This is a genomic window from Hallerella porci (assembly GCF_003148885.1).
Taxonomy (GTDB): Bacteria; Fibrobacterota; Fibrobacteria; order Fibrobacterales; family Fibrobacteraceae; genus Hallerella; species Hallerella porci.
The window spans coordinates 42,260-51,226 of sequence record NZ_QGHD01000017.1 but is presented as its reverse complement, the minus strand read 5'-3'; the positions used below and the strand labels follow the sequence as shown (position 1 = coordinate 51,226).

The following is an 8,967-nucleotide window of genomic DNA, read 5'->3' as shown; positions in this document are numbered from 1 at the left end:
ATTGCAGCTGTCAAGGTCGTTTTACCATGGTCAACGTGACCAATCGTACCGATGTTGCAGTGCGGCTTGGTTCTTTCAAACTTCTCTTTTGCCATAAAAAATAGCCTCCGAATTGTTTAAGAGCCCAGATCGGGATTTGAACTCGAGACCTCTTCCTTACCAAGGAAGTGCTCTACCACTGAGCTACCTGGGCATTACTCCCCCGCCGCATCCGCGACGGGGGAGATTAGAAACGTGGGCCGTCGTGGTTTCGAACCACGGTAGACGTAAGTCAACGGATTTACAGTCCGTCCCCTTTAACCACTCGGGCAACGACCCATTTATCAAGCCAAAGATAGGAATCGAACCTACGACCGGCTGATTACAAATCAGCTGCTCTACCAGCTGAGCTACTTTGGCACGAGTACGCCAAATCTAGATGAATTTTTCGGAATTGTCAAGGACAATGCTCTGAAATTTTGAGAAAAAATGATTTTTTTTCGCTTTCACTGAAAATTTTTCCATAAAAAATGTGAATAACTTGTAAATAAATGGAGAACAATAGGAAATTTCATTTTACGCAAGAAATTTTCAGCATTCGCCCCCACTCTTTCTATTCATTTCCTTTGAATCATTTCTTTCTATGCAAATTCATTTTGATGAATTCTTCGTTTCGAATTGACCTTTTTCTTTTTCGTTAAACTTTTTATTTTATCACTATGGAACCGATCAAAATTAGCCCCGTAGAATATACAGCCCATATCGAAGTGCGTTACGCCGAAACCGATGCGATGGGAATCGTGCATCATTCTGTTTATGCGATTTGGTTTGAGCAAGCGCGCACCGAAATTTTCCGAGCAAACGGCATTCCGTTTTCGCAATTTGAAGCGGAAGGTTATCATAGTCCGCTGCTCTCCATCGAAACGCAATTTATTAAGCCTTGCCGCTATGGCGAAATTGTCGATGTGCATTTGCAATTAAGCCAAGTGGATCGGCTGCGTTTTTGTTTTACTTATAAAGTTACTGTCGGCGGCGAATTGCGCACAACCGGAAAAACGATGCACATTTTTACGATGAATAATCGCCCTTGCCGGAGCGCTCCCGAACCGGTTTTAAAGACATTCTTCCCCGAATAGCTTTCCGCTGCGGTGGCGATAAGCCGAATAAAAAAATTATTCTGCGGGTAAAATAATTTCGATGTGACTTGTGCTCACATTTAAAAAATGCGTGCGGAAAAGATCTTTGCCCGCGCGGTCGGTGACATTCACTTGCGTGACTGCGATAAACTCTTTATTTTCGCGGACATAATCGGTTAAGCGTTCGTCGCGCATTGTATCGATTTCGCCCGTAATGATAAATGAATCAGTCCAAATTTTTACTAGCATAGCTTAAATATAAACTTTCGCACAAAATAAATGGGATAAAATTCCGAATTGGATGAAATTTCTGCGCCGCGGGGCGTTTTTTGGTGTATTTTGATTTTGAATACTAACAAGGAGTTTCTTATGGCTTCCAAAAAACAAGAACCCGTTTTAGCTTACCAAAATCAGCAGTTTCTCGAAAGCGATGCTGGGCGTCAAGTAAGAATTCTCTCGGAATTTCGTGCCCCCGGTGTTGTACTCGATGAAGCGGGCATTAAAAATACCATCGTGATGTTCGGTTCTGCGCGAACTCTTGGCACTCGCGATGTGAAGAAAAAACTCAAAGAGGCAAAAGATCCGAAAGAAATTAAGCGGTTAAATCATTTAGCGAAAGTCGCAGAATCCTACGATGCGGCTAGAGATTTGGCAAAGCTTTTTGGAAATTGGAGCAAAAAGCATAAAGATTGGCATTATGCGCTTTGCACCGGCGGAGGTCCTGGCATTATGGAAGCCGGAAACCGCGGCGCTCACGAAGCTAAGATGCAATCGATTGGCTTTAATATTAAATTGCCTTTTGAACAGCACCCGAATCCTTATATCGATTCAAATTTGAATTTGCAGTTCCGTTACTTCTTTATTCGCAAGTTCTGGTTCCTCTTTAAGGCGCGCGCATTGATTGCGTTCCCCGGCGGATTTGGAACTCTCGATGAATTATTTGAAGCGTTAACTTTGATTCAAACGCACAAATTGCACGAGCAAATTCCCATTGTTCTTTTTGGCGAAGAATATTGGAAGAATTTGGTGAACTGGGATTATCTGGTGGAAACCGGAATGATCAACGCTGACGATTTGAAAATTTTCCACATGACAAGCGACATCGGCGACGCTTACGCTTATGTCACTCAGACTTTGGAAAAGTATTCCAAAACACCGTCGGCAACGGGAGTTCACAGTTTCGGAATGCTGAAATAGCTAAATTACTTTTTGTGATTAAGAATCGTTTTGCAGAATTATTTGATCGTCTGTCGCGGAATCTCGCCGTTCGAGCGCATTACACGATGGACGATTATCAATGGTGGCTGGATCATAATCCGGTATATTTACACAGCGGAGCGGTAGAACGCATTCAACTGCAAGACCGTTTGACTCAAGACGGAACCAATGACCTTTTCCGCGCGAATTATTGGATTGAACGTCCCGGCGATTCAAGTCGTCATGGAGAACGGCATATCGTTGTCAAATTCTGCAAATACTTTGTTTCTCCAGGTCCGAATCGATTGCATCGTTTGAACATGATTATCAGTTCTTTCGAAGATGAAATTCGCATTAACAATTTGATTCGGGCTACAAATATCGAAGGTGTGGTGCAAAGTTTAGGCGGAGGCGTTGCCGGCAGACTTCCCTATTTAAAGATGGAACTGATTAAAGGCTGCTCGCTCGATAAAATGTTTCACACGGATTTGACAACGGGCGAACGCATTAGTCGCATCGCACAAATCGCTTATTTGGCAAACACCATTAGCCAGTTACATTATTATCAAATCGTCCACAAAGATTTAAAACCGAAAAATCTTTTGCTTTGCCAAGATCCGACGCACATCAATAATCACAAAATTTTGATTTGCGATTTTGGTTATGCCCAAGCAAAACTCCGCGAAAGCATTACGGAATACGGCGGACAAATGACTCCGGTTTATAGCGCTCCCGAACAAGCGGTAATGGGAGAAAATCTTTCGTACTCGGTGGACTATTTTAGCTTTGGCGTGATTATGCACGAATATTTGACCGGCAAAAGTCTTCTCCCCAAAGCGGGCGAAATTTTTGCCGAAGATAATTTCCGCATTACAGAACGCTACTTAGAATATGTGCGGACGGGACGCGAAAATGTTTTTGAAGATAAACGCTTTCCCGAAATCCACGATTGGATCGATCAACTGACGACTTTTGATAGCATTGAACGAATGCAAAAAAGCGAAAATTTGTTCAACATTGCGCATAAACTTCGCGAACGAGTAAACGCACTCGGCTACCGCGATGTGAATACAGACTTTTTATGGAATCAGCTGCGGGAATATCGCGGCGAAAAAAGACAATAATTTTCACCTTCGAGGTTTTCATGAATCGCATTTTTGCTTTTTGCAAATCGCCCTTTGCGCTTTGCATTCTTTTGGTGCTCGCGCTTGGCGCATTGAATTTGAAAATTCAATATGGTCCGGTGATGGCAGAAAACAGCCGTCATGAAAAAGCCGAAAAAGCGTTTAACCAATTTTGGGAAACCGAAGGCGCAGAAAATTTCCGCAAAGTCGGCGTAGAACCGACCGAGAAAATTTACCAAGAAGAGCTCGCCGATTATATGAAAAAATTTGAGGCGAATAATCCGACGTTAATTCCAGAAAAACGCATTGCGCAAATGAAAGAAGAATTTCGCGAATGGTGGGAACGCGCGGGCAAAAAATCCTACGCAGCAAATGAAATTGCTCCGGACGAAAATCTCTACCAAAAAGAATTGAAGCGTTACATTCACGGCTACACCAAAGACATCGCCTTTTATCAGTTGGTTTATATTCCCGAGACATCAAGCGTTGCTGCGCTTTTTACAAGTTGGTTTTTATTCCCAGGCGTTGCCTCGTTTCTTCTTTTTGCTTTGGCATTTTTATTTGCGATGAAAATGCTCGAAAAGCGTTGGGGCTATGCTCAAACTCTTCTCTTTTTCGTCGTAGGAATTTTCTTTTCGGGATTTATTTTTGCGGGAACTCTTTCGCTCACTTACTTTGTGCGTTATGCAGAAACGCCGTTCACCGGCATGAGCCTTTCGATTGCGCTTTTGCTTGGAATGGCTGCGTTCGGTCCGAAACGCGAAGTGCCAAAAGCGGCTTCGTTTATCGCCATTTTCATTCTCGCCTTAGACGTTTTCGTCAACTGGAATGCGAATCCCGATCTTTACGGCTGGGTTTCGATTTTAGAAATTCCTTTCTTTGCGCTCGGCGCGCTTCTCGGAAAGAAAGTGCCAAAGATTATCGACTTGCATAAAAAATCGAACAAGAAAAATTCGAAGGCTGAAGAATCCGTTGTCAAAGTAGATCCGCGGAAAGTGCTCCGCAATGAATTAAAAGACGCAATCGATTTGGCGAACAAAGCGGAATACGATCACGCTAGTCAAATTTTTGCGCAAAAATTCGGTCAACTTTTCCGCGAAAATCCTCTCGATGCCGAGACGATTGAAAAAGTCGCCGACGCGATGCTTTATCCGCATTTCTTCTTTACGATTCCGGGAATTCAATGGATGGCTTGGGGAAGCGAAGCCGAGAAAAAAGGACTTTCGCAAATCGCGGTCAATTTATTTGAAAAAGGCGTTTCTGTCGAAAAAGATCCGAAAATTCGGCGACGCGGGCTTTTTTATGCGGGCGATCTGCGACTCCGGATGCACTTGGACGAAGAAAAAGCCAAATCCGAATTGGAAGAAGTTTTGCAACTCGATTCCACCGATATTTTGGCAAATGAAGTGCACAAACTTCTCGGGAAATAACTATTTTAGAGAGCACTATGAGTAACGTTCAAATTTTTGATACGACTTTTGCGATGACAATTCTCCTCATTCTGGCGGTTGTCGTTCCTTTGGCTTTGCTTTTGGCAAACTGGTTTTTACATCCGGGAAAAATCAAAAAAGTGCTGATTAAAAGCACGGCTTACGAATGCGGTTTGGCTCATGTAGCGGGAACTGCGAACGAGCGTTATCCGATTAAATATTACATGGTTGCGATGCTCTTCCTCGTCTTTGACATTGAAGTCGCATTCCTTTACCCGTTAGCAGTCGTCTTCCTTTCGAGTCCGTGGAGCCTTCTCTTTGTGCTGCTCGGCTTCCTCGTGATTTTGGAAAGCGGTTACCTTTACCTTTACAAGAAAGGCATCTTGGATTGGAATAAATTGTCGGATTAAATTTTTCCGAAGATTTTTGAAGCCTCAATTTTTCGAGGCTCTTTTTATTTTAAATCGTTCTAAAATGCTTCGCGGATATAAATGGTCATGCCCAAATTTTTTCCGTCGACGAGAGAAAGATCGCCGCGGACATAAGTCTTCTCCGCTTTATTGAGAAGAAGTCTTCCGCCAAAGCCCGGCGCGTAATGCCAGCGATTGCGGGCAAGTTCTGAAAAGTAAGGACCGACTTTTCCCGCTTCGAAAAAGATAGTGCCTGCAAGCCGCCAAAAAAGATGTTTGCGAAATTCAACTTGTGTAGAAATCGATTGTTTGTCGAGAAATTTTCCGCGTTCTACGCCACGGAAACGTTTAATGCCATCTAAAGTCGGGAGCATATCAAAAGGAGCGTCGCCTTTTTCAACTTCGTAAATTGCGCCGAGTGCAACAGACGTTCCCCAGAAGAGATACGAATAAGTCCGCAAATCAAATGACTGCATGAAAAAATTATAATCGCCGCCGAATGCTTTGGAATAAAAGACTTGGCGAATTTGTCCAAAAATTCCGTTGATAGGCCAGTTGACATTATCGCGTAAATCTAGAGTTAACTGATAACCGATTCCCGAGCGAATGCCACCCGTTCTTTCGGGAGAAGAAACGTCGCCGTGAGAAAAGGACGCGGTATTTTTTTCAAAATAAAAATACGGACCCATTCGGAGTGCATTCGCAAGCCGCGTCGGGAAAATGGAAACATCCACAGGAACGCTGAGCTTAAACAAATCCATATCGTAACGCATGTAAATATCATCGTCGGGAGAATTGCCTACGCCGTAATATTTCGCACGCCAATTCCAATACACAAAGGAAATGTCGGAATGAATTAAACCATTTAGCAAATACAAATCCGGCGAAACATCAACTTCGAGTTGTCCTTTCGTCGTTCCCATCACCGCGAAATCAAACGATGTCGCATTTTCTCCGGGCGCATTCGGCTTGGTAAAAAAGAGAAGCATTGCGCCGTATTTCAGTTTTGTTTCTTCGGCGTAGCCTAAAACGGGAAGCGCTGCAAATCGCTGAAAATGTACAGAGTCCGCGGGCTCAGTCGGCAAATTTTCCGAAGTTTTCAATTCTGCGATTTCTGTGGCAAAGGAAATGGAAAATGAAAACGCAAAAATTCCGAGGGAAATTTTCATGGCAAATTTTCCTCGCCAATGCGAATGATTTCGTTTGCAAAATGCGAAGCCCAGTCTGCGTTATCGTTCAAGCACGGAACGCGGAAAAATTCACTTCCGCCCGCACGAATAAATTCATTTCGCAATTCAACATCAACTTCGTAAAGAGTTTCCAAATTGTCCGCGGTAAAAGACGGACAAACGAGCAGAACCGATTTGCGTTTTTGCGCTAATTCTTGGAGAACCGAAGACGTAAATGGCCCGAGCCATTTCCCGTGTCCGAATCGACTTTGATACGAACAGAAAATTTCTGCGTGCGGAAATTTTTCGATAATTTTTTTTTGAAAATATTCAAAGGCGTCGGCGCAATCGCGACTGTAAGGATCGCCATTTTTCGCCCATGCGCTCGGCGTTCCGTGAAACGAAAATACGATGGCAGATTTTTGATTCCAATTGGCAAAAACACTTTGCAAAATTGCATTTTGCCAAATTAAATTTTGCGAAAATCCTTCGATAAATTGCAGGGAAAGTTGCGGGAAATTTTTTGCAGCTTGCGAAACTAAATCGCGGACAGCAACCGTCGTCACGAGCGATCTCTGCGGAAAAAGCGGAACGACGTAAATCTGCGTTTTCTTGGCAATGGCAAATTCTTTTAAGGCATCGGAAATCGTCGGCGTTGTGCCAAATTCAAAAGCGTGACGCACCATAATTTGCGGATATTTTTCCGCTAAAATTTTCCCGACTTCTGCAGAAAATTTTTCTGTGTAATAGACGAGAGGCATTTTCCCTAAGCCCGCGCATTTGACCATTTCTGCATACTTGAGCGCGCTTTTCGGAGCGCGTTTCGGAGCGATGATATGACGCAATAGCCAATTCCAAAAAAACGGTGGATTTCCTAATGTGTGCGGATCGCCTAAAAATTCGAGCAAATATTTTTCCACACTTGCAGGAGTTTCGTCGGCGGGAGAGCCTAATTGCACAAAAAGAATTGCATCCATCATGCAATCATTTTAGAAAATCGGTTATATTTTGAGTAGGGCTTGGACGAAAAAAAAGGATTCCCGATGACTCTCGCCGAAAGAATGCAAAAATTACTCGCGGAACTTGACCGCGGTTTGATTGAACGTGAAAGTATTTTACGCTTAGCGTTTCTCGCTTTTTTAACTGGGCTGCCGACTTATTTATATGGTCGCGCGGGCTCGGGAAAGCAAGCTGTGCTGCATCACCTTCTCGCAGGATTTTCTGGTTTGCAAGTGCAAACTTTTGGCGTGCGCAATTTTACGCTGCCGAAAGATCCTATCGATGTCGCCGTTTTTTCCAGCTTTGATAGCGGCTTTCCGCCGATGACAAGTGCGATTACAGCAATTTTAAGCGAGCATCTCGCCAGCCGTTTAATTCTTTTGGGACGCGGACGCCCCGATGCTTCTCTCTCCGAAGCAAAATTGGCGGATAGCATTCATTTGGTTTTGACTCTTCCCGATTCCGTTTCGCCGAATGCGCTCGAAAAACTTCTTTCGGATGCTGGTGACCCGCAACAATTTACCGTTTCGGATCATCTGAAAATTTCACAAAACGAAATGCAAGTTTGGGAAAAAGCGATTGAAAAAATTATCATCTCGCACGATAGTTTAACCCTTTTGAAAGCGATTGCTGCCGAATGCGAAAAAAGCAACGTTTATATTTCTGCAGAACGGTGGCGCGGACTTGCAAAGATGGCTCGGATGCAAGCCTTTTTCGCCGAACGCAAAGAAACGAGCATTACCGATTTTCTCTTCCTCGCCGAAGACCTTTGGGGAAAGCGCATTTCGAACGAAGCGATTCGCAAAGGTTTTAGCGATGGCATGCATGCGTTCTTGAACGATTATTCGCCCGATCCCGAAGAGCTCAAAAAGTCCACGCAATATTTGTTAAATCAAGCGGAACATTTCCGAAACTCCAACGGGAACCGCTACAAAACCGTTTCCTTTGACGGCGAAGAATTTATCAGTTATACCATCACCGTTTTCAATGAACCGATTACACTTTTCGCTCCCGTTTCACGCATCGGCACACACGAAGATTTTTATCCGTTGAATGCGATGCACAAAGAAGAACCGCGTGCGAAGTGCAATTATATGGGCGGCGATATTTGTAAAATTTCCATCGACTCCAAGGCAAAGCGCAACGGCATGCGCGCATCGAGTTTAATGGCAAATAATCAAACGGTCAATGCGAATACAGTTTACGAAGATTATGCGAAACTCCCGACCGAAATTTTGCAGACAAATGATCCCGAAATTATCGCGCAAAATCAAGCGGGATTAAAGCAAGCGCACGATGAACTTTTTAAAACCATCACGCAGACTTTGCAATGCATTAAAAATCTCAAAGCACTTTATCAGAAATATTCCGAATTTCAAAATGACCCGTTTATTTCGATGAACGCCTACAAAGATTTTATGAATTTAATTCTCAAGCGTTACAAAGCTCTCGGCGAATTTAGCAAGGAATTGCAACAATACGAAGCGGCAATTTTACAAGCTAGTTCGGGAATGGCGTAATCG

10 protein-coding genes and 3 tRNA genes are annotated in these 8,967 nt (G+C 43.6%); 6 read left to right on the top strand and 7 right to left on the bottom strand.

Annotation, left to right across the window (positions count from 1 at the left end; genetic code table 11):
• From B0H50_RS08700 to B0H50_RS08685, 4 genes are all read right to left on the bottom strand, one after another.
• The coding region (locus tag B0H50_RS08700) for a GTP-binding protein (protein ID WP_132095103.1) at window positions 1–95 on the bottom strand (95 nt) is incomplete at its 3' end.
• A 26-nt stretch (window positions 96–121) separates the two neighbouring features.
• Window positions 122–193 (bottom strand) — tRNA-Thr (locus B0H50_RS08695).
• Between the two features lie 42 nt (window positions 194–235).
• A tRNA-Tyr gene (locus B0H50_RS08690) sits at window positions 236–318 on the bottom strand.
• 8 nt (window positions 319–326) lie between these two features.
• Window positions 327–399, bottom strand: a tRNA-Thr gene (locus B0H50_RS08685).
• Window positions 400–698: 299 nt separating this feature from the next.
• On the opposite strand from B0H50_RS08685, the gene B0H50_RS08680 reads away from it, so the two are divergent.
• On the top strand, window positions 699–1,115 hold the full coding sequence (locus B0H50_RS08680; RefSeq protein ID WP_109587569.1) for an acyl-CoA thioesterase: 417 nt from the start codon (window positions 699–701) through the stop codon (window positions 1,113–1,115).
• Window positions 1,116–1,151: 36 nt separating this feature from the next.
• On the opposite strand, the gene B0H50_RS08675 is transcribed toward B0H50_RS08680, so the two are convergent.
• Entirely contained in the window at window positions 1,152–1,364 is a 213-nt protein-coding gene (locus B0H50_RS08675) for a DUF6812 domain-containing protein (protein ID WP_106198342.1), read from the bottom strand.
• A gap of 120 nt (window positions 1,365–1,484) precedes the next feature.
• Between B0H50_RS08675 and B0H50_RS08670 the strand changes: the two genes are divergently transcribed.
• Genes B0H50_RS08670 through B0H50_RS08655 form a run of 4 tightly spaced genes read left to right on the top strand, consistent with a single transcriptional unit; the run spans window position 1,485 to window position 5,276 of the window.
• A complete protein-coding gene (locus B0H50_RS08670; protein WP_109587570.1) occupies window positions 1,485–2,312 on the top strand; it encodes an LOG family protein in 828 nt (275 codons plus the stop codon).
• Window positions 2,313–2,326: 14 nt separating this feature from the next.
• Entirely contained in the window at window positions 2,327–3,436 is a 1,110-nt protein-coding gene (locus tag B0H50_RS08665; RefSeq protein WP_233244667.1) for a serine/threonine protein kinase, read from the top strand.
• Between the two features lie 20 nt (window positions 3,437–3,456).
• On the top strand, window positions 3,457–4,866 hold the full coding sequence (locus B0H50_RS08660; protein ID WP_109587568.1) for a hypothetical protein: 1,410 nt from the start codon (window positions 3,457–3,459) through the stop codon (window positions 4,864–4,866).
• A 17-nt stretch (window positions 4,867–4,883) separates the two neighbouring features.
• Window positions 4,884–5,276: an NADH-quinone oxidoreductase subunit A gene (locus B0H50_RS08655; RefSeq protein ID WP_106198340.1), complete on the top strand. Its 393-nt coding sequence runs from the start codon at window positions 4,884–4,886 to the stop codon at window positions 5,274–5,276.
• Window positions 5,277–5,335: 59 nt separating this feature from the next.
• Here the strand turns inward: B0H50_RS08655 and B0H50_RS08650 are convergent, their stop codons facing one another.
• Together B0H50_RS08650 and hemH are read right to left on the bottom strand one after the other, a co-directional pair.
• A complete protein-coding gene (locus tag B0H50_RS08650) occupies window positions 5,336–6,445 on the bottom strand; it encodes a BamA/TamA family outer membrane protein (protein WP_109587567.1) in 1,110 nt (369 codons plus the stop codon).
• On the bottom strand, window positions 6,442–7,425 hold the full coding sequence (gene hemH, locus B0H50_RS08645; protein ID WP_106198338.1) for a ferrochelatase: 984 nt from the start codon (window positions 7,423–7,425) through the stop codon (window positions 6,442–6,444). The genes B0H50_RS08650 and hemH overlap by 4 nt, the downstream gene beginning before the upstream one ends.
• Before the next feature lie 39 nt (window positions 7,426–7,464).
• Here hemH and B0H50_RS08640 point away from each other — a divergent pair, with 39 nt between their 5' ends.
• Entirely contained in the window at window positions 7,465–8,964 is a 1,500-nt protein-coding gene (locus B0H50_RS08640; protein ID WP_106198337.1) for a hypothetical protein, read from the top strand.
• Window positions 8,965–8,967: the final 3 nt, after the last annotated feature.

What these genes read in the sequence shown, in the direction of transcription:
- B0H50_RS08660 (WP_109587568.1), top strand. Translation starts at nt 3,457, where the DNA reads ATGAATCGCATTTTTGCTTTTTGCAAATCGCCCTTTGCGCTTTGCATT.
- B0H50_RS08670 (WP_109587570.1), top strand. Translation starts at nt 1,485, where the DNA reads ATGGCTTCCAAAAAACAAGAACCCGTTTTAGCTTACCAAAATCAGCAG.
- B0H50_RS08680 (WP_109587569.1), top strand. Translation starts at nt 699, where the DNA reads ATGGAACCGATCAAAATTAGCCCCGTAGAATATACAGCCCATATCGAA.
- hemH (WP_106198338.1), bottom strand. Translation starts at nt 7,425, where the DNA reads ATGATGGATGCAATTCTTTTTGTGCAATTAGGCTCTCCCGCCGACGAA.
- B0H50_RS08650 (WP_109587567.1), bottom strand. Translation starts at nt 6,445, where the DNA reads ATGAAAATTTCCCTCGGAATTTTTGCGTTTTCATTTTCCATTTCCTTT.
- B0H50_RS08655 (WP_106198340.1), top strand. Translation starts at nt 4,884, where the DNA reads ATGAGTAACGTTCAAATTTTTGATACGACTTTTGCGATGACAATTCTC.
- B0H50_RS08675 (WP_106198342.1), bottom strand. Translation starts at nt 1,364, where the DNA reads ATGCTAGTAAAAATTTGGACTGATTCATTTATCATTACGGGCGAAATC.